General features: G+C 36.3%; 20 protein-coding genes. 16 read left to right on the forward strand and 4 right to left on the reverse strand.

Translation table 11 applies throughout. The features are described 5' to 3' along the window. Window positions 1–9: 9 nt before the first annotated feature. The 4 genes from A33I_RS01565 to A33I_RS01580 all read right to left on the reverse strand — a co-directional run bounded on the left by A33I_RS01565 (window position 10) and on the right by A33I_RS01580 (window position 3,174). Window positions 10–930 (reverse strand): sensor histidine kinase, encoded by a 921-nt coding sequence (locus tag A33I_RS01565; RefSeq protein ID WP_152976424.1) that lies wholly within the window; start codon window positions 928–930, stop codon window positions 10–12. Between the two features lie 175 nt (window positions 931–1,105). Continuing rightward, complete coding sequence (locus A33I_RS01570) at window positions 1,106–1,786, reverse strand: response regulator transcription factor (RefSeq protein ID WP_022626728.1); 681 nt, start codon at window positions 1,784–1,786, stop codon at window positions 1,106–1,108. Between the two features lie 44 nt (window positions 1,787–1,830). Continuing rightward, on the reverse strand, window positions 1,831–2,388 hold the full coding sequence (locus A33I_RS01575) for a redoxin domain-containing protein (RefSeq protein ID WP_022626729.1): 558 nt from the start codon (window positions 2,386–2,388) through the stop codon (window positions 1,831–1,833). Window positions 2,389–2,430: 42 nt separating this feature from the next. Next, window positions 2,431–3,174 carry a cytochrome c biogenesis CcdA family protein gene (locus tag A33I_RS01580; protein ID WP_022626730.1) on the reverse strand — a complete coding sequence of 248 codons (744 nt, stop codon included), beginning with the start codon at window positions 3,172–3,174 and terminating at the stop codon, window positions 2,431–2,433. A 177-nt stretch (window positions 3,175–3,351) separates the two neighbouring features. Between A33I_RS01580 and A33I_RS01585 the strand changes: the two genes are divergently transcribed. The 16 genes from A33I_RS01585 to A33I_RS01660 all read left to right on the forward strand — a co-directional run bounded on the left by A33I_RS01585 (window position 3,352) and on the right by A33I_RS01660 (window position 19,566). Then, window positions 3,352–3,963 carry a class I SAM-dependent methyltransferase gene (locus A33I_RS01585; RefSeq protein WP_022626731.1) on the forward strand — a complete coding sequence of 204 codons (612 nt, stop codon included), beginning with the start codon at window positions 3,352–3,354 and terminating at the stop codon, window positions 3,961–3,963. An 86-nt stretch (window positions 3,964–4,049) separates the two neighbouring features. Beyond that, complete coding sequence (gene sigK / locus A33I_RS01590; RefSeq protein ID WP_012958014.1) at window positions 4,050–4,757, forward strand: RNA polymerase sporulation sigma factor SigK; 708 nt, start codon at window positions 4,050–4,052, stop codon at window positions 4,755–4,757. A gap of 143 nt (window positions 4,758–4,900) precedes the next feature. After that, window positions 4,901–5,968, forward strand: coding sequence for an acyltransferase family protein (locus tag A33I_RS01595; RefSeq protein ID WP_022626732.1), 1,068 nt, complete (start codon window positions 4,901–4,903; stop codon window positions 5,966–5,968). A 93-nt stretch (window positions 5,969–6,061) separates the two neighbouring features. Continuing rightward, entirely contained in the window at window positions 6,062–6,691 is a 630-nt protein-coding gene (locus A33I_RS01600) for a YdhK family protein (RefSeq protein ID WP_022626733.1), read from the forward strand. A gap of 301 nt (window positions 6,692–6,992) precedes the next feature. Further along, window positions 6,993–7,799 carry an alpha/beta fold hydrolase gene (locus tag A33I_RS01605; RefSeq protein WP_031311334.1) on the forward strand — a complete coding sequence of 269 codons (807 nt, stop codon included), beginning with the start codon at window positions 6,993–6,995 and terminating at the stop codon, window positions 7,797–7,799. 24 nt (window positions 7,800–7,823) lie between these two features. Beyond that, the gene (locus tag A33I_RS01610; RefSeq protein WP_022626735.1) at window positions 7,824–8,888 is read left to right on the forward strand and encodes an SDR family oxidoreductase; all 1,065 of its coding nucleotides are present in this window, start codon (window positions 7,824–7,826) and stop codon (window positions 8,886–8,888) included. 218 nt (window positions 8,889–9,106) lie between these two features. Then, window positions 9,107–9,445 carry a hypothetical protein gene (locus tag A33I_RS01615; protein WP_022626736.1) on the forward strand — a complete coding sequence of 113 codons (339 nt, stop codon included), beginning with the start codon at window positions 9,107–9,109 and terminating at the stop codon, window positions 9,443–9,445. A gap of 156 nt (window positions 9,446–9,601) precedes the next feature. Beyond that, a complete protein-coding gene (locus A33I_RS01620) occupies window positions 9,602–12,586 on the forward strand; it encodes a PAS domain S-box protein (RefSeq protein ID WP_022626737.1) in 2,985 nt (994 codons plus the stop codon). Between the two features lie 45 nt (window positions 12,587–12,631). Beyond that, a complete protein-coding gene (locus tag A33I_RS01625; RefSeq protein WP_022626738.1) occupies window positions 12,632–13,366 on the forward strand; it encodes a LytR/AlgR family response regulator transcription factor in 735 nt (244 codons plus the stop codon). 252 nt (window positions 13,367–13,618) lie between these two features. Beyond that, entirely contained in the window at window positions 13,619–14,029 is a 411-nt protein-coding gene (locus A33I_RS01630; RefSeq protein ID WP_022626739.1) for a hypothetical protein, read from the forward strand. Between the two features lie 13 nt (window positions 14,030–14,042). Beyond that, window positions 14,043–15,725, forward strand: a complete 1,683-nt coding sequence (locus A33I_RS01635; RefSeq protein WP_022626740.1) for an HD domain-containing phosphohydrolase — start codon at window positions 14,043–14,045, stop codon at window positions 15,723–15,725. Between the two features lie 45 nt (window positions 15,726–15,770). After that, a complete protein-coding gene (locus A33I_RS01640; RefSeq protein ID WP_022626741.1) occupies window positions 15,771–16,391 on the forward strand; it encodes a hypothetical protein in 621 nt (206 codons plus the stop codon). An 11-nt stretch (window positions 16,392–16,402) separates the two neighbouring features. Next, entirely contained in the window at window positions 16,403–16,696 is a 294-nt protein-coding gene (locus tag A33I_RS01645) for an ATP-binding protein (RefSeq protein ID WP_022626742.1), read from the forward strand. Between the two features lie 52 nt (window positions 16,697–16,748). Beyond that, window positions 16,749–18,359, forward strand: a complete 1,611-nt coding sequence (locus tag A33I_RS01650) for a HAMP domain-containing protein (RefSeq protein WP_022626743.1) — start codon at window positions 16,749–16,751, stop codon at window positions 18,357–18,359. A 39-nt stretch (window positions 18,360–18,398) separates the two neighbouring features. Then, window positions 18,399–18,728, forward strand: a complete 330-nt coding sequence (locus A33I_RS01655; RefSeq protein WP_022626744.1) for an STAS domain-containing protein — start codon at window positions 18,399–18,401, stop codon at window positions 18,726–18,728. Next, on the forward strand, window positions 18,718–19,566 hold the full coding sequence (locus A33I_RS01660; protein WP_022626745.1) for a PP2C family protein-serine/threonine phosphatase: 849 nt from the start codon (window positions 18,718–18,720) through the stop codon (window positions 19,564–19,566). Before A33I_RS01655 ends, A33I_RS01660 begins: the two co-directional genes overlap by 11 nt. The last annotated feature ends 7 nt before the right edge of the window (window positions 19,567–19,573 follow it).

Below are 19,573 nucleotides of genomic sequence, written 5' to 3' on the forward strand. Positions count from 1 at the left end.
GGCAGCCTCTTAGTCATGTAGTGGAAGGTGAAGAAAGAACGTATGATGGTTGTTTGTCGATTCGTTAAATACTTCTCCTTTGTGCTGGGTGACTACTATTTCTTTAACAATCGCTAACCCAAGTCCTGTCCCACCTGTCTTTTGGTTTCTAGCTGTATCTACTCGATAAAATCGTTCAAATAAAGAGGCTTGGTCTTTTTCCGTTAATGGAAGTCCGGGATTAGTGATAGAGATTTGATAATAACCTCCGCACTTCTCTCCTTTAACAGAAATAGGGGAGGTCCCTTCATAATATTGAATAGCATTTTGCATCAAGTTGGTCAGAGCTTGTTGAATTCCCTCTTTATTTATGGAAACAATGCATGGGTCAATCTCAGTCAAAAGAGAGATCTTTTTATTTTTTAATGTGAGTTCAAACAAAGAAAGACTCTCGTGCAAAACAGAATGAATCTCTAAGTTGCCTTTCTCAAGTAAGGTATGACTTGTGATTTCATTCCACTTACTCATCTCTTGCAGCTGATTTATCATATGAATCAGACGATCTGACTCTTTATGCAAGGAAGAGAAAGTGTCTTTATCCCCCTTAATCACTCCGTCTTTCATCGCTTCAAGGTATCCGTTAATATTCGAAAGCGGTGTTCGTAAATCATGAGCCATATTTGTTAACATTTGATCTCTTGACTTTTCATTGTATTCTAGACGTTCTGTAAGGTCGTTAAAGGTATGAGTCAGTTGATTAATTTCACGATACGAGCGCGCCCTAATTTCAGGAGGAAAGCGTCCTTCTTTTAAAGCTTGTGTGTGCTCTATAAGTTCATGAAAAGGTTTAAACATTTTCTTTGTTACCCAATAATGGAGCGCGATTCCTGTCAGGATGGTAGAAGGAAGCAGTATGAATAAAAATAAAGCCAGTTGATCATTAAAGATCATTTGTTTTTCCTCTTGGACAGTGGGTAGACGAGCGACTAAAAAGCAAGCTGTAGAATAAATAAGATAGCTGCTAATCAAGAGAAAAATGATCAAAATACCTGAATTTAATAACGTGATAGGAATAATGATGCTTAGTGAATGTTTGGGCCTATCTTTCTTAGCTTTAATTAGCTTCTTAAGGAACAAATTGATACCCCATTCCTCTTACAGTCACAATTCGTTGAGGCTTTTTCGGTTCCGTTTCTATCTTTTCTCTTAGCTTTTTAATATGTGCATCAATTGTTCGGTCTAGGATATCGGCTTCATCATCAGGATGAATTTGTTTTATGAGCTGTTCACGTGATAAAACTATATTTGGATTTCCCATGAAATAATACAATAAATTAAATTCGTATTTGGTTAAAGGTACAAGCTCCCCATTTAGCAGAACCTCGCCTTTTCTAGGTTTAATGACTAACCCTTCATGACTTATTTTTTGGCAGAATTGTCCTCCTCTTCTAAGCACAGCTTCAATTCTTGCCATTAATTCATTTGGGCTGAATGGTTTTGTGACATAATCATCTGCGCCCATTTTAAGCCCTGAGATTTTATGGTCACTGCTCGTTTTAGCAGTAACCATGATAATTGAAACTTCATTTCTTTCTTGAGCTCGAATCCATTGACATACTTCTTCACCGCTTATTTTCGGCAGCATTAAATCTAGGATGACTAAGCAAGGTGAATACTTCAGAAATTGTTCCTTAGCCGTTTCTCCGTTTGCAGCTAAAATGACGTCATATCCTTCTTTTTTTAAATAAATCTCAATCAGGTCACGAATCATATCATCGTCTTCAACGACTAAAACGAGTTGTTTCATTGACTATCACCTTCATTCTTGATTGCCTTTATATTTCGTTTAACTTAATCCATTTCCTCTATTCTTTGAACCATCATTTCTTTTGTCAAAGCACCTAAAGCCACACTATGTATACGTCCGTTAGTATCGATGAAATATGAAGAGGGAATTGGCTGAATTTGATATAACTCAGCAATTGAAACATCATGATCTAATAATATTGGGAATGTTAACTCGAAATCATTGCGAAAACGATCCACTTGTTCGACATTAGGCTCTGTTTCTGTTAAATTAATCGCTAGAATTTCTACGTCGTGCTCCTCGTACAGCTCTTGCATATGCGGCATTTCTGCTTGACAAGGGGGGCACCATGTTGCCCAAAAGTTCACAAACACTTTCTGCCCGCGAAAATCCGTTAATGCCATTTCATCGCCATCTAATGTCTCAAGCGTAAAATTTGGAGCTATGTTCCCTTCCTTTAATCCAATCTCACCCTCTGGATCATTTATCTCTTGTGGCATTTGACCGAGAGAGGTTTCTTCTCCACTTTGCCAATCGATTGTATCATATAATACCCACCCGACCATTCCAAAAAGAAGTATAAAAACAAACCATTTCTTCATTCCATTCATCCTTTCTTGTTCTTATTTTAATGGCATGCGCTTTCATCCTAAATTTTCAAGCCATGTTCCTTCAATCAATCGTAAAATAAAGATAGAAATATCGGTCATTTTGCCTGTAAATAGAAGGATACCCATAAGGATCATAATTGCGCCGCCGATTTTCATAATAGGTTGGCTGTACTTTACAATAAACCGTGTTGAACCAATAAAGAATGTCAAGATAAAAAACGGCAGCGTAAAACCTAAGATGTAAAACAACGTATATAGAAGTCCTTCTTGCGGATTACTTGCTGCGAGCATTAAGATTGAAGCAAATATAGGCCCGATACATGGTGTCCATCCTGCGGCGAACCCCATACCAGCAAACGTTGTCCCTACAAAACCAGCAGGCTTTTTCCCGACATTTAATCTTCTGTCCTTCATCAGCCAGTCGAATTGAATAATCCCGCTAACGAATAATCCCATTACCACAATGAAAATACCGGCAAGTTGTTGAATTAGGTTGCCATTACGACCAATGATCATATCTTCTAGCCATTGACCAAAGAACGTTGCACCAAATCCTAATGCAAAAAAGATAAATGATACGCCTAAAAGAAAGAAAAAGCTGTGCATCATTAATTGTTTACGTACTTTTTGGTTTTTGTGATTTGTTTGCAGCTCTTTCACACTAATCCCTGTGATGTAAGATAGGTAGACAGGAAAAAGTGGAAGAGTACACGGGGATATAAAGGAGATAAAGCCAGCTAAAAAAGCAGCCCACACCGTTATTTGCGCTATATCCATAGTACATCTTCACCTCTATTCTTTCGTTATGACTCTCAAACTAAGTAAGAGCTCTTTGACATCAACAATATCAACCGTTTATGAAAATATGATGAAAGGGTGCAAGAAAATTGACTGAATAGATTTTGATGCAAGGTTTGTTTAAACTAGGTAGTAACTAAATGATGAGGTGATCATATGAATTCCTGGCATGAACGTTTTCAAACAGAAGAGTATGTATATGGCATGAACCCGAATGTTTTTATTGTTGAGGCATTAGCTAAAGTGAATCTAACTGGTCATATACTTACGATTGCGGAAGGGGAAGGAAGAAATGCTGTGTATCTAGCTGAAAAGGGTCTGGAGGTTACCTCATGGGATTATGCTCTCTCTGGATTAGAAAAGACATTGAAGCTGGCAAGCACAAGATCGGTCGAGGTCGACACAAAGTTAATCGATTTAAATGATGCAACATGGGAAAGTGATTTGTGGGATGGGGTTGTTTGTGTGTTTGGACATTTCCCAAAGCCTTTGCGAGATAGGACATTAAGTGGGGTAAAAGAAGCAATTAAGCCAGGTGGTTATTACATAAGTGAAGTCTACTCAACCGATCAGCTGTTCTATGAAAGCGGAGGCCCAAAAGATATAGAGCTTCTCTATTCTGCAGAAGAACTTCTAAAGACATTTTCTGATTGGAAAATCATTCACTTTTTCACTGGTGAAGTGATGCGTGAGGAAGGGAAACTTCATAAGGGATTATCTCACGTCGTACAAGTGATAGCCCAGAAACCGAAGAAAGAGCAGAGATAAATTACATAATCTTTTTTGCTAGTACAGACACGGGCGAGCCCAATTCGACATATGAATGTAAAAACGCCAAATGCGGGGGTGAGGTCGTGTCTGGAATGCTAGCGGCACTTTCTTATTTTGTAAAAGAAGTGATTGTGTTTGTTTCATATGTGAAAAACAACGCGTTTCCGCAGCCGCTCAAAAAAGATGATGAACGTAAATACTTAAAGCTGATGCAAGAGGGGGATGCGGAGGCGAGAAATTTACTCATTGAACATAATTTAAGACTTGTTGCTCATATCGTCAAAAAATTTGAGAATACGAGAGAAGACACAGAAGATTTAATCTCAATTGGCACAATAGGGTTGATTAAAGCCATTGAAAGTTATTCAGATGGGAAAGGGACAAAGCTTGCGACGTATGCTGCTAGATGTATTGAAAACGAAATCCTCATGCATCTTCGTGCATTGAAAAAGGTGAAGAAAGACGTTTCTCTTCATGACCCGATTGGAACAGATAAAGAAGGCAATGAAATCTCACTTATTGACGTTCTTCAAGAAGATGCAGACGATATTGTTGATGTAATCCAGACAAAAATGGAAAAAAAACAAATTTATGAATACATTCATGTACTTGATGAGCGTGAGAAAGAAGTGATCGTCGGCAGATTTGGGCTCGATATGGAAGATGAATTGACACAACGAGAGATTGCCAAGAAGCTTGGAATTTCTAGAAGCTATGTTTCAAGAATCGAGAAGCGAGCACTGATGAAGCTGTTCCATGAATTTTATAAGCATAGTCAAGGGAAGGGATAGAAAAAACAGCTGGCAATGGCCGGCTGTTTTATTTTTTGTATCCAGGGTAGATGCCATATAGTCAGGCTTGCTTATAACAAAGGAACTTTCAGGTAAGAATAAAAAAAGATAGGCAGGTAACCAATTAGGAAGGGTGTGTATGAGTGAGTAAACAATACATAAATGAGGCGTTTTGGCTTCGTGCAATTTCTTGTTTAGCCGTTGCAGTCACTCATGCAGTGAACACCACGCTTGCAAATTATGAACATACGGCCTCTGAATTAAGCGAACATATACTCATATTAATCCGCTTTATGGCCTTTTTTGGGACGCCCGCGTTTGTGTTTATTTCAGAGTTGTTACTAGCTAAGGCTTATCCGAATCATGTCCCTGAGGATTTCTTTAAGAAACGGGTGATGTTTTTACTGATTCCGTTTATCTCTATCGGTATATTGTTCGCTTTGGTTATATCTCATTCATGGGAAGAGGCGTTATTGCAATCATTTAAACATATTTTTCTTGGTGGATATTATGGCTATTTCATTTTAATCATTTTTCAGTTTTATATACTTCATGTTCTACTGCAAGGCTACCTGAAAAAATGGTCTCCCAAAGTCGTCTTACCGATTGCTTTAATCATTAATTTGATTTATTTAGGTTTTTTTAATTTTACAGAACCAGGAAGCTCTCCTGTTGCTGAATACATCTGGCTTCGTGGATACTGGGTACCATTTTTCGGATGGATCTTTTATTTCGTTCTTGGGTATTATTGCGGGAAGAATTATGGAGCGCTAAAAGCTTTACTCATTAGACATAAATGGAAAGTACTGGTTATGCCATCCCTATCAATCGTACTCCTAGTCTTCTTAGTCACTTCGGACATTTTATCTGTCGTCTCATCAAAAAGAATAGATATGCTTCTTTATACAGTAAGTATGATATTTGCGATTATTTTATTAACGATGAGATTTAATTATGTCCCACCCTTTGTTAGGTTGATAAGTAAATATTCCTTTAATATATATTTATTGCATAAATTCTTTTTGTATTATATGAGACCGGTAGAATTTCTAGATCCTCTCTTATATTTTATAGCGGTATTTATACTTTCTGTAGGTGCATCAATTTTGTTGGCCAAACTGTTATCTCCAATTAAGATAAGTCAGTACGTCATTGGAAGGCAATTAGTTGTCCCTGATGCAGTTAAAGGAGAGAAAATGAAAAAGTACTAGTTTTTACTAAAGGATTTAGTGGGAAATAAAGTATTATTAAGAAATGAAAGTATGTAATAGGAAATCTGAATTTTAAAAAGGAGGGGTCAATAAATGAAGAAGATAGCAATTGGAATGTTAACTCTTTTTTCAGCATTTGTTATTTCTGCTTGTGGAAATGAAGAGGTTAACCCCGATGAAGTCATGGAAAATGAGGAACAGACAGAAACTGAGGGAGAGGAGCATCCCGAAATGGATGAGCATGGTGATGTGGACGAAGATGAACATGCTCACATGGATCACTCAAGCTCTGGTGAGGTTCCGGAAGGCTTAGAAGAAGCAGATAACCCAACTTTTGAGGTAGGCAGCCATGCGATGATCACTGACGGCCATATGCCTGGGATGGAAGGAGCCGAAGCAACGATTGTTGGTGCATACGATACAATGGTTTATGCGGTGTCTTATGATCCAACAGACGGGGGCCAAAGAGAAGAGAATCATAAATGGGTGATTCATGAAGAATTAGAAGAGGCTGATCAGGACCCTTTTGAACCGGGTGATGAAGTCACTCTTAATGCAGACCACATGGCGGGGATGGAAGGTGCTGCAGCAATCATTGATTCAGCCCAACAGACAACCGTGTACATGGTGGACTTTACCCTAACAGATAATGGAGAAGAAGTGGTTAACCATAAATGGGTCACGGAAGAAGAGTTATCTGAATTGGAGCATAGCAATCATTAATGCTAGGATAGAGATGAAAAAAGAGGAGCTTCCCTTTTAAAGGGAGCTCTTCCTTTTTTATATGTATGAAAAACTTAGGTTTACTAGACCGCGCTTTGTTTATGATAGATGATATTTAGCACAAAGCTTTGTTCAATCTTTAAACATAGTACTATGAAATTTTTTCACACAATGTTCGTAAATGTCACTCGTTTGCCTCATAACGACCTTCTTGCAACTGTTTATATCAAGTTTCGACAAGAGGTGACGTGACAGAGAAGCTTCAAGCCTTTATAATGGGGAGACGTGTGAGGAAGCAGGTGTGAAAAGATTGTTAGAATATACGATTCATAAACATGCTAGCAGTTTAGAAGATGTTGTTTTGATTCACGGTTTTGGTGGAAATTCAAAGATCTTTAAATTGCAGCTAAAAGCATATAAAGAACACTTTAATGTAATTACAATTGAATTGCCTGGTCATGGAAACTCGCCAGATGTAGATTCATATACAGAAGATTTTTCTTGGAAATTAGCCGCTAGAGAAGTGGTGAAAACACTAGACTTTTTAAAGTTGAAACATGCGCATTTTGTGGGCGTATCTTTAGGAACCATTATCATTCATCAAATTCTTCAAGATGCACCAGAACGAGTGAAAAGTGTTGTCATGGCAGGGACTGTTACAAGATTTAATTTAACGTCTAAAGCGCTGTTAACATTTGGAAAACTCATTAAGCCATTTACTCCCCACTTATGGATCTATAAATTATTTGCTCAAATTATGATGCCTAAGGCGAATCATAAGAAATCTCGCGATAGTTTTATCAGTGAAGCGGTTAAGATGAAGCGGAAAAATTTTATGGGCTGGTACGATGCAGTACAATCTATCGAAACCACTTATACTTTTGTTCAAAAGCATGCTCCTGAGATCAGTAAGCTGTATATATCGGGCAGTGAAGATCACTTTTTTATTGATACATTAAAAGAAGATATTAAGTCTGATAAAAAGGCAAGCTTGATTGTTTTTGAGAAATGCGGTCACCTATGCAATATCGAGAAGTACCGCAAGTTCAATGAAGTTTCTGTAAACTTTTTGAAGGGGCAGTTCGAGGCTGTAAAAAAAATTTCCTAATGATGGGTTAATTGGAGGAAGAATATGAATATCTTTCTAACAGGTTCTACAGGGTTTCTTGGCGGTAAGCTCATCAAGAATTTAATAGAGGACACCCCTCATCAGTTGTATGTGCTTGTTCGTAATATGGAAAAAGGAATGAAGGTTAAATCAGCATTTACAGCTGAAGAACAAGAACGTATTCATCTTTTAAAAGGTGATATTACGGATGTTGATTGTGGATTATCTAAAGAAAACCTTAAACAACTAAACAACAATATAGATGTATTTTATCATTTAGCAGCTCTAGTTAAATTTGATTTAGATTTACGTGATGAATTATTTGCGATTAATTATAACGGAACAAAACATGCACTTGATCTTGCGGTGAAATTAGGAGTAGAATCGTTCCATTATGTAAGTACAGCCTATACTGTTGGAAAACGCAGCGTTGGAGTAGAGGAGCTGTATGATCCATCGGCTGAATACAACAACCCTTATGAAGAAAGTAAAGTCAAATCTGAACATCTTGTTTTTGCTTATTCCGATAAAATGAATGTCTCAATTTTCAGGCCTTCTATTATAGTCGGTGATTCAGAAACAGGAGAAGCAGACTCTGAATTTACTCTTTATGGGTTTATGCGTGCCCTTGATTTATTTAAACGTCGAGTGAGCAGACAGAATACTTCTTCTGAAGTCTACCGTTTGGTGGCAAATAAAGAAGGTACATCAAATCTAGTTCCTGTTGATTATGTTGCTGACGTGTTAGCAGTCGGTTTAACAAAAGCGGAGGCTAATAAGGTTTACCATATTACAAATCCTAATCCGCCAAATAATATGGATCTCTTAAACGTATTAAAAGAGGCTCTTGAATTTGAGCGGTTGTCGGTTGTGGAAGATACCATTAGCTATGAATTAAGTCCGGCAGAAATGAGATTGAACGGAATGGTGGATGTGTTCAATGTATATCTATCAGGTGCAATTACATTTGAAGATGCTAATACCCAAAGGTTAATCGAACAAACGAACGTTAAACATTTAATGATGCCAGAAGAAACGATTAAAATGATTATCGAAGCCTACTTTGATATGCAGGTTGTCAAAATATAATGAAAAAACGCAGCATCGGTGTAGAGACATCGATGCTTTTTTGTCGTTAACTACTTTCTGGGTTTAAGTTCCTATTATAAAAGGTATTGATTAGGTATTAAGTCTTAGTTGGTTATCGGAAAGGTGGCTAGGGGGAATATCTTACCACGGGAGCGGGGGAAATTATTAAAAAAATCATTCAAGATACTTAAACGGAGACACATCAGGCAGTAAAGCTTATGGAAGAAGGAAAAGATGTGGTAAAGAAGGGAATAGACAAAGTAAATCTTACTGGCAATGGTTTCACAGGCATTTTGAAAGATATACAGCTGATGAAAGAACAAACGAACGAAATGAATGTAATTATCGATCAAGTGAATCAACAATCGATTAATATGACAGGGAAAATAGAAGATGTTGCAGTGATCGCTGAACAAGCCTCGAGCAGCATTCAAACTATCAGTGCTTCTGCAGAAGAGCAAAATGCATCAATGGAGGGAATTTCGTCATCTGTCTCATTATTGAATAATCTCGCGCAGTCTCTATCAGGAGAGCTACAGGAGTTTAAAGTGAATTAAATCCAACTTTAAATCCTGCTGAATGCCGATGAGGATAAAAACTATTAGATCTAGAAGTAATTCAGAAAGAAACCTCTCTGCGGTAACCATGTTGTAAGATAGCGAATCTTGTAAGATAATAAGAGAAATATAAAATATACTAAAGCAGGTGCAGAGATGACAGAGGTCTCTTTTATGTATACACATTTATACGTGCTGTCTATTATCCTATCGATTGTTATAGCCCTTGTAGCAGCCTTTACCTCTATCGATTTATTAGAAAAGGTATATACAAAGAAACAATATTTCACACGTGAGTTTTGGGCGGTAGTAGCGGCCGTGACATTAGGAGTGGGTGTTTGGAGCATGCATTTTATCAGTATGCTCGGATATAACAGTCATCACCATACTCAAAATGCTATATCACCGATCATACTTTCTATCGTATTTTCGATTCTTTTTTCTAGCCTTACATTATTAATTATTATGAAATCCACCTCCTATCTGCATTCTATATTCGGCAGTCTAAGTTTTGGTGTGGGTGTCTCGATCCTGCATTATGCAGGTTTGATGAGTATGCATGGCGGAGAAGCAGTTGATGTGTTTAATATAACCCAAGTCCTTGTCGGGCTTATTTCAGGGAGTATTTTAGCTTTTATTGGTTTTCGAATATTCAGAATGTCGATAGAGGGAACAAATGTAACTCTAAGTCATAAAGTGGTCTCCAGTATTCTTCTTGCAGCTAGTTATTTAGCGATTCACTACATTGGCATGTACCATTTCCATGGCCATGTGACAACAACTTCCCATACTCCAAGCAACAATTCTTTAATTGTTTATGGAATCACAATTAGTGTGTTATTCATTTTTATTTTAGTCATCATTACTTCTTATTTAGATCGTCGAACGGTTATACATGCTAAGCGTATGAGTGAATTACATGCAAATTCTTTGTTTGACAGCAATCCGAACTTAGTCTGTACATTAGATAAAGATGGTCGAATTACTAAAAGCAATCATGTATTTTCTCTTGTAACAGGATTTAGCGAAAAAGAATTACAAGCTCAGCGGTATATGCATTTATTTGAGTGCGCGTATTTTTCTACTATAAAACAGGCTATGGAAACTTCTTTAGAAGGATCTACGGCACACTACACTGCCACCTTGCGATCAAAAACAGGCAAAGACTTGTTTTTGAATGTGACACATATACCAATCAAATACCGGAATAGACTGCTTGGGATTAACGTTATTGCTAATGATATAACCGAGCACGAGGTAATGAAAACACAGCTATTATCAAGTGAAATGACGTTAAAAAATACGATTCAAAATATAGAGGGTTTTGTCGTTAAGTTCAAAAAAATTCATGGACAGTTTATTCATACCTACTATAGGGGTGAGCTTGTAGACCGTATTGGGTTAAAAGAGGAGGAAGTCTTAGGGAGGAGAATGGACGAATTTCTACCGGAAGATTTAGCCTTGAAAAAAACAACATTTTATAATGAAGCATGGAGTGGAAAAACCGTTCATTATGAAGGTGAATTTAACGGATTACGTTACTATATGTCATTAAAGCCTGTGATGGAAAATGGTCAAACTCTCGAAGTTGTTGGGTCAGCAATCAACATTACTGACAGGGAAATGATTAAAGCAAAGTTTCTAGAAAATGAAATTTTGTATCGTTCCATTTTAACCACAATGACTGAAGGAGTTATTGTTATTGATACGGACGGGAAAGTAATAACAGCTAATGAACAAGCTGCAGAATTATTACATATACCATACGCTGAACTAATCGCAATGAATCTGTATCAGCTAAATCGTGATTTTATATACGAAAACGGAGCTCCGTTTCCAAATGAAAATTTTCCGTGCTTTGTCACATTAAACACAAAAAAAGCTCAGCATAATATCATCATGGGGATTCGATATAATAGGCAGTTGAGCTGGCTGTCGGTCAATACTGAAGCTTTATTTTATAAAGGGCGTTTGAGCGGGTCCGTTATTACTTTTTCAGATATTACGGTTAGTAAACAAGAGCAGAACCAATTAAAAGAAAAGAATGCTTATCTAGCCAATTTAATTGAAAATGACCCATCAGGAATCATCGTAATTAATAAGGAGCGGGAAATTATTTATGCGAACAAGTTATTCATTAAAATGTTCAGCCTTCCGATTTCTCAAAAAGATCTAGTTGGAAAAGCGACTCACGACTTTCTTCTACAATACGGGCAGATGATCCCTAACCTTAAAAGTTATACCGTTACTGTAGAGCAAATGATTATCGACGAAGAGATTGTGTTGAATGAAGAGATAAAGTTGTTAGACGGACGAGTACTTGAGAGAGATTATATACCTATTAAAGATAATGAATCTCTTGATGTTCATTTTTGGAAATTTAGAGATGTAACATATCAAAAGCAGATGGAACAAAGTTTAAGACAAGCAGTAACTGATGCTGAAGAAGGAATAAAAGCAAAAACAGACTTCTTATCTAATATATCCCATGAGCTCAGAACACCACTTAACAGCATATTAGGATTTGCTCAACTTCTGCTGTTAGAAAAAGAGCCTCCTCTTACAGGTGCTCAGGTAAGTAAAGTAAAACGAATTAAGAGTTCCGGGATACACCTGTTAAATCTTATAAATGATATATTAGACTTAACAAGAACAGAAACAGCAGATTCTTCTAACTTTCATATGGAAGAAATTGAACTTTTAAGATTTGTTAAACAAGCTGCGCGCAACATGACGCCATTATTAAAAGAAAAAGAGCTTCGATTAATCATGCACATGAACTCGTATAATCAATATTATGTGCTTGCAGATCCGACAAGATTGCGTCAAGTCATAATGAATTTACTAACGAATGCAGTAAAGTATAATGTAGATGGCGGCCAAATTTCTATTGATGTTTTTGAGCATAATGAGTATATATTTGTTAAGATAGAAGATACAGGAGTAGGTATATCTATTGAGGATCAAACCCAAATTTTTGATCATTTCTTCCGGTCTCCTTTAGTAAAAGATGAAGTTGAAGGAAGCGGGATCGGTCTTGCTTTAGCAAAGCAATTGATTGAAGCGATGGGCGGAAAAATTACAGTTACTAGTGAATCTGGCAAAGGCAGCTGCTTCATGATTTCACTACCTAAGCAATAAATTAAATGTGCTTTAACTGATAGAATCTTTAAAGTAGGGATGCATATGAAAGAAATTAATACAATACTCGTTGATGATAATCCAGATTCCAGAGAGATTTTAACAGCATTCATTAGTTATCTTCCGCAAATTAATCTTATCGCAGAACTAAAAGACGGTGAAGAATTGTTAACGTATATAACAAGTGATGCAGGGGAAGATGTTGATTTAGTATTAGCAGATATAGGGATGCCTAAAATTAATGGGATTGAAGCAAATAAACTTTGTACAAAACTTAGACCCGAATTAAAATTTATTTTCATAACAGGGTATGAGGATTTTGCTGTGGAGGCTTTTACATTGTCTGCAATTGATTATATCGTGAAGCCAATCGAACAAGAACGGTTGTATAAAGGGTTGAAAAAAGCAGTCAATCTTATAAATAATGAAAGAGAGAAGTCTAAGTCTATTTCAACTACAGGTAAGCTTATAGTCAAAAAAGGACGAACTACTTTCTACATTAGGCTTGATACAATTTATTTTATTGAAAAGAGAGGAAAAGATACGGTCGTTCATACTAAATCAGGTGTATACGAAACGCTTGATTCGCTTGAAGCGATAGATTCGACTCTCGATGATCCATCATTTTTTCAAACCCATCGGTCTTATATTGTGAATTTAAATAATGTACTTTCTGTTGAAGCATCTGGTAAAACCTATTTGATTCGTTTTGATGGGTATCCTGAAGTTGCACATATATCAAAATTAAAGATCAGCCAATTTCAAAAAATGATTAAGTGAAATTACACCAAAAAGAATAATAGAAACAGTCGTGAGTAAATAGACCCAAAGATAGTCTCGGGGTCTATTTTTTTATGCTGAAAAGGTCGAATTTCCTAATGAAATGGGTTAAGTAGGGTGTAAAAAGTCACATTATCCTGTCGAAAGGGTATTGGTTTTGTTAGACAATATTTTACTATTTAAGTACATTATTATTAATACATTCTAAATATTTACGTTTATAAAGATAACTATATGAAAGTGGGTGAGGGTATGGCGAAAGAAAACTGCGTCATTCTAATCTATCAGGAGTATGAATCATTGAACTTACTATTTAAGAGCATCTTAACGAGTAAAGGCTACTCGGATGTGTACTCCATAGATAAACTCGCTCATTTTAAAGTTATGCAGCACACGTATGAACCGGATTTATTTCTCTTTGAAGTAGATTTTGAACGTCAATATGAAGCTTTGAATGAGTTGCTTGCCGACCCTATGTATGCGTCTATAAAAGAAAAGATCATCTGTGTAATTGGATATGGCAATAATCACATGCAGTTATCGGTAAATGCCTTAGGACTGCATTATGTACTAACAAAACCATTTGATATTAATAATTTATTAATGATAGTAGAGAGAAGACTTGAAACAAAAATAATGGATCTGTGTACTTTCTACGGTTAGGTGGGTGTGTGATATGGAAGTCGTTCTTACCCCTTCCGATTTAAAATGCGATGGATATGAACTGAATTCAGAGATGATAAAAAATAAAACAGTCAGTGTTCCATCTGGTACCGTTATAAACGAAGATATTAAAAGAAGCTTGATCACGAGCGGTGTTAAGGAAATAGTCATTATGAAAGGACAACAGTTGTCACCTCAAGAAGAGTTAGAGATAAATTGTTTATTTGATTTAAGTGTTGAAGAAATTATTGATAACTCAATAGATCAATCATTATTGTTTGAAGATCCTTTGTTACTTGAATGGGCAAAATCGTTATTTATAACGTATTTATCGTTCCCAGCGGTTAGAGAAGCGCTAATCGAATTGCGCGAAAATGACCTAATCAGCTATAATCATTCGTTTCACGTTTTCATGCTTGGTGTATTTTTGATTAATACGTACAAAGTGAGAAATAAACCTTTATTTTTACTCGGCTGCCTGTTACATGATATTGGAAAGAAAGATGTCTCTAGAGGAATATTATTAAAAGAGAGCAAGCTGACGTTAGAGGAATTTGATGTAATTAGTTCACATGTGAAATTAGGAGCAAGATGGATTCAAAAATATTTCAATGAATCATTATTAGAAGAAATGGCACTTTCTCATCATGAACGTTTAGACGGAAGCGGCTATCCACGTAAAATTAAAGGAGATACGATCAGTTATGAGGTAAGATGCTTAATGATCATTGATGTAATCTCGGCTATTACCTTAAAGAGACCTTATCGATCATCAAAGACGATTACAACGGCACTCGAACTTCTATTCTCCTCAATAGGAAAGTACGATCATGATTTGTTAGAAGCGACCGTGAATTGTTTTAAGAAATATCCTAAGCATTCGATTGTCCGTATCAATGGCAAAAAGGAGTTATTTAGGATTATAGGTTATTTTTCAGAAGAGCATAATCGGCCTATGCTTCAAGCGTTACATCAACATACCATAATGACTGAAGATGTAGATGAATCAAACATCGAACGCTTTTTGTACTGGGATTACAATCACTTTCTTCATCAATATAAAGAAGTCGAATGGAACAGATACTTACGCTTTATTCTGTACGGGGATACTCTTTGTGCAATTAAGTCATTTGAAAAATTGACAGATGGCCTCAAAGTAGAAGAAATATATGAAGGCATCGTAAAAAAAACGATCATTGAATTAACGAACCATAAAGAATATACAGAGGATCAAAAATTACTCGGTTATAAAACATTTGGTGAAGTGATCGACAGAAAGGCACAAGATTATATTAGAAAACAACCTAGTAAAGGGAAAATTATCTTAACAACTGTTGGAGAAGAACAGCATACGTTTCCACTGAAAGTTGTATCTAGTACTTTACTTGCAAATGGGTGGGATGTACTTCTATATGACGAAGAGCTGCCAATCTCTGACTTAGTCATGGCAATTCAGACAAATCATGTAAGGGTTGTAGGCTTTTCAGTTACGACAAATGATCAAGTGAGTAAGCTTGAAGATTATATTATGCACCTCAAGACCTATGAACCGTATCTGAAGGTTATTGCAGGGGGACAAGCACTGAAACGATATAACAGTAACAAGAAAGTAATTGATTACATTATCGAAGACTTAAAGGATTTACAGCATCAACTTGATGAGATGTGTAGTGAGACTCTACTTGATAGAGCCTAAGAACATCTAATGGATAGACAGTTTAGAGTAAAGGAGAGCCTTCCTGTGAGACAGTTATTTAAAAAGTTATTTAATGGCGGTGCTGTTGCATCTAGGTCAGGTATCCCTGCTCTTCCTAAACAAGCAGCTTATCGTGAAATGGAATATCAATTTAAGCGTGGATTTATTGCAAGAGAAATCTCTGCTGAATTACATTATGAGCCTAAAAAAGGCAACGAGTTATTATTTTTATCATTCTTACGTCCTAAAGGCCAAAACAATAAGAAAAGGGTAAAAGAAGATTCTATTTTTTTACTCAGTGAACATTTATTAGATTGGGGATCCGCTTCAAAAGATGTGGAGAAGGAAATCGAACGATTATCATTTCCGGAAGATGTGAAAAATGCTGTGAGAATGGTTTACCTTAAACATAAAGATGCATTGTTTGAAAAGAGCTCTACCGAGTGCAAGAAAGCGCATGACGATACAAAGTCAACAGCAAAGGAGTGGGCTATTTACCGCGATGTTATCTTTGCAGCAACTCAAGGTAAGCTGAAGCTTATTGAAAAAGATGAAGTTCAGAAGTATGAAAAAAGCGATGTCTTGTATGAAGGAATGGTTCAAAAGCGTGCAGATATCCCATATAACCGGCAAGAAATCAGGAAAATCCTAGAACAAAAGACATAAATCAGACGAAGATGATGAACTGGCTGCTTGTCATTTCAGAAGGGATTACAAATATTATCAAGCATGCGGAGGAAGGAAGAGTTACGTTATATAGATGTATAGAAAGGGAAGAACTCTATGCGGTCATTGAAGATAAAGGGCCGGGTTTTCCTCTTGATAGACTTCCAAACATGACTTTATTTGCTGGTTATTCTTCTAAAGAATCCCTAGGTCAAGGTTTTACATTAATGACTAAAATGACAAAACGAGTATTGCTCTACACATCACCAATCGGCTCAACGATCATCTTAACCTTTGATCTATAGCTTATATATACCAGCGATGTAGTGAGATATTTGAGAAGACGGAGGAACGATAATGAAAAGGAATACGATTATGTTTCAATTGCTTGTTAAAATCGGCCTTTTCTTAGGAGTATTGGCATTAATCATTCTTCTAGTAGGTTATTATTTCATAAAGATAAAAGTAGAAGAGTTTCAGCAGGAGCAGGTATATACGGCTACTAGTATCGTAATGCATGCAATGGATGGAACTCAAGAATCAGCAAATACAATTGAAAGAATGATTGAACAAAGGCTGTATACATCTTCAAAAGGAATTGCTAGTGATCTTCGTGGAAGAGATGTTGATTCTATTACGATGGAAGAATTACGTGAACTTGCCGTGAGCTGGGGTGTAGAAGAAATCTCACTTTGGGAGAGAGCTGATGATGATATTATTATCACACAATCATCTGACCCTACGCAGCTAAATATGAGCTCAAAAAATTGGGGATATTGGTTTACTGCATTTAATCAATTAATGGAATTAGAGCCTGTAACAATAGAAGAAGGGCATGCAATGGAGAGATTTTGGGCAGGCCCTGTTTCTCGGGCGGAAAGATTTGAACACATCTATTATAAATTTGCTTATTATTTTGATGGCACGACTGATTTTATGATTAATGCGTTTATTAGTGATGAAGAAATCTATCGCCAAACCTTTCAGTCAGGACCAACACAAATGATAGACAAGATTATTGAAGAGAATATTGATATAGAAGAGATTACAGTAATTAATAGCGGGCCTTGGCTTAATCCCACAGAAGTCGATATTGTAGAGCCGCAACGAGATTTGCCTGTTCTACATGGTCATCACACAATTGAAACTGAAGAGGATGCTGCAATGATCACCGAAGTTCAAGAATTATCTGAGATGAGAAGTGTAGAATTTAGCGATAATCAAATCTCGTACAAAAAAATATACCAGCCTCTTGATAATGGACGTGTCATGACGATAACGATGAATTTAGAGCGCTTAAAAGAAGTAAGAGATCAATTCTTATTGTTGTTTGTCGGTACATTTTTAGTCGCATCCATAATCTTAATTATCATTATAAGATTAGCTGCAAAGCGGCAGTTAAGACCAATCGATCAAATAGTAGAGCAAATTCATAAATTAGCAGAAGGAAATTTAACCCACACTATAGATGTCCATGAAAAGAATGAATTTGATTGGTTAGCTGATCAATTGAATGAAATGACAGCTCACTTTAACCGTCTTATTACCGAGTTGAAAGATGAATCACATTCTTTAGTTGTAGTATCTAGTTTGCTGTCAAAGCAAGTTTATTCTTCTGTAAAATCTATGGGGGATACATCAGCTGCTATGACAGCGGAGTCAAAAGATCTTTTATTTGATTTAACAATTACGTTAGAGCAGTTAGCTGAACTTATTTCTACTATTGATTCCATTTCTCAAGCAGACAGTAATAATATCCATGCAAAAGAATTTTTAGTTCAGGTGCAATCGAAAGTAAAAGAATTAGAAACTTTCTCTAAAGATCATTCAAATCAAGTAACGAATTTAACATTTATGTTTTATGACACGTTAGAGGAATTGAATGAAGCTTCAAAGAGAATTGATGCATTATCTGTTGAACTAAATAAAAAAATCAGCTTCTTTAAAGTAGATGAAGAACGGTTATAAATACAATTAGTCATGGCATAGAAGGAGGGGGAGATAAAGATGAATTTAACCATACAACAAGAAAAGATAGGAAATGTAATGACACTTCATCTAAAAGGTGTTTTAGATATCTCCACTACTAATGAGATTGATCAATACTTGCCCTTGATAAATGAAAGTATAGAGAAGTTAATTGTTGATTTTAACAATGTTCATTTTATTGATTCAACAGGTGTAGGGACGGTGATGGCCCTCATCTTCCTATCAGCTGATCATCAATTTAAGCTTGAGTTTGTGGGGATGAATGACATGACTGATCAAATCTTTGAAATGGTCGGAGTTTACCAAGTGCTCGAGTCAGTCCAGAGGGGGTGGGGTAATGTATTATAACGGAATGAGTTTTTCAAGGAAAACCATGAATGAAGAAACAATAAGTTTAGAGAAAACACTTCAAAGAGAAATTAATTTAGCGAAAAACATACAATCCAAATTATTAAATGCCTCAACCCCTACGTTTGAGAAAGGCGAAGTGATAGGTTCTTCTGTTCCGGCACGATTAATTGGCGGAGATTATTATGATTTTTATCCACTTGTTAACGGGAAAATTCGCATTGTTATCGGAGATGTGATGGGAAAAGGCATTCCTGCAGCGATGCTGATGATTTTAACAAGGGGAGCTTTTCGAACAGCTGCGGAGAGTAAATCAAGTCCAGGAGAGACGTTATCTTCTATGAATCAAGCTCTTTTTACTGATCTAAGAACACTTAAGTCATTTGTTACTTTGTTTTGCGCCGATTGGGATCCTGAATCAAATGAGTTAACATACGCAAATGCAGGACATAATATGCCATTGTTTATTAACGGAGAAACAGGAGAAGTAAGTGAAATTCCTAAAGTATCTGGCATTATGGTAGGTGGCTTGAAGGACCAATCGTATGAAGAAAAGTCAGTACGATTGAAGGATAAAGATTCAGTATTCTTCTATACAGATGGGATTATTGAAGCTCAGAATAACGAAGGTAAACAATTTAAATTAGACAGGCTGAAAGAAGTTCTGCGTAATCAATATACCAATGAGATTGAAGAGATTGAAAAAGGAGTGTTGGCTTCTATTGAGTCTTTTACAGAGGGAGCCCCTCAAAAAGATGACATCACAATGGTTGTTTTAAAGGTGAGTTATGAAAAATCGGATATAACAAGTTTAAATTCTCCAGTAATTAATGTATAGGTGGGGA

This window comes from Alkalihalophilus marmarensis DSM 21297, assembly GCF_000474275.2.
GTDB lineage: Bacteria > Bacillota > Bacilli > Bacillales > Bacillaceae_D > Alkalihalophilus > Alkalihalophilus marmarensis.

Excerpts from the sequence above, each read along its gene's own strand:
- A33I_RS01655 (WP_022626744.1), top strand. The coding sequence starts at position 18,399 with ATGAATTTAACCATACAACAAGAAAAGATAGGAAATGTAATGACACTT.
- A33I_RS01610 (WP_022626735.1), top strand. The coding sequence starts at position 7,824 with ATGAATATCTTTCTAACAGGTTCTACAGGGTTTCTTGGCGGTAAGCTC.
- A33I_RS01565 (WP_152976424.1), bottom strand. The coding sequence starts at position 930 with ATGATCTTTAATGATCAACTGGCTTTATTTTTATTCATACTGCTTCCT.
- A33I_RS01600 (WP_022626733.1), top strand. The coding sequence starts at position 6,062 with ATGAAGAAGATAGCAATTGGAATGTTAACTCTTTTTTCAGCATTTGTT.
- A33I_RS01570 (WP_022626728.1), bottom strand. The coding sequence starts at position 1,786 with ATGAAACAACTCGTTTTAGTCGTTGAAGACGATGATATGATTCGTGAC.
- A33I_RS01645 (WP_022626742.1), top strand. The coding sequence starts at position 16,403 with ATGATGAACTGGCTGCTTGTCATTTCAGAAGGGATTACAAATATTATC.
- A33I_RS01585 (WP_022626731.1), top strand. The coding sequence starts at position 3,352 with ATGAATTCCTGGCATGAACGTTTTCAAACAGAAGAGTATGTATATGGC.
- A33I_RS01575 (WP_022626729.1), bottom strand. The coding sequence starts at position 2,388 with ATGAAGAAATGGTTTGTTTTTATACTTCTTTTTGGAATGGTCGGGTGG.
- A33I_RS01625 (WP_022626738.1), top strand. The coding sequence starts at position 12,632 with ATGAAAGAAATTAATACAATACTCGTTGATGATAATCCAGATTCCAGA.
- A33I_RS01660 (WP_022626745.1), top strand. The coding sequence starts at position 18,718 with ATGTATTATAACGGAATGAGTTTTTCAAGGAAAACCATGAATGAAGAA.
- A33I_RS01580 (WP_022626730.1), bottom strand. The coding sequence starts at position 3,174 with ATGGATATAGCGCAAATAACGGTGTGGGCTGCTTTTTTAGCTGGCTTT.
- A33I_RS01620 (WP_022626737.1), top strand. The coding sequence starts at position 9,602 with ATGACAGAGGTCTCTTTTATGTATACACATTTATACGTGCTGTCTATT.
- A33I_RS01630 (WP_022626739.1), top strand. The coding sequence starts at position 13,619 with ATGGCGAAAGAAAACTGCGTCATTCTAATCTATCAGGAGTATGAATCA.
- A33I_RS01635 (WP_022626740.1), top strand. The coding sequence starts at position 14,043 with ATGGAAGTCGTTCTTACCCCTTCCGATTTAAAATGCGATGGATATGAA.
- A33I_RS01615 (WP_022626736.1), top strand. The coding sequence starts at position 9,107 with ATGGAAGAAGGAAAAGATGTGGTAAAGAAGGGAATAGACAAAGTAAAT.
- A33I_RS01650 (WP_022626743.1), top strand. The coding sequence starts at position 16,749 with ATGAAAAGGAATACGATTATGTTTCAATTGCTTGTTAAAATCGGCCTT.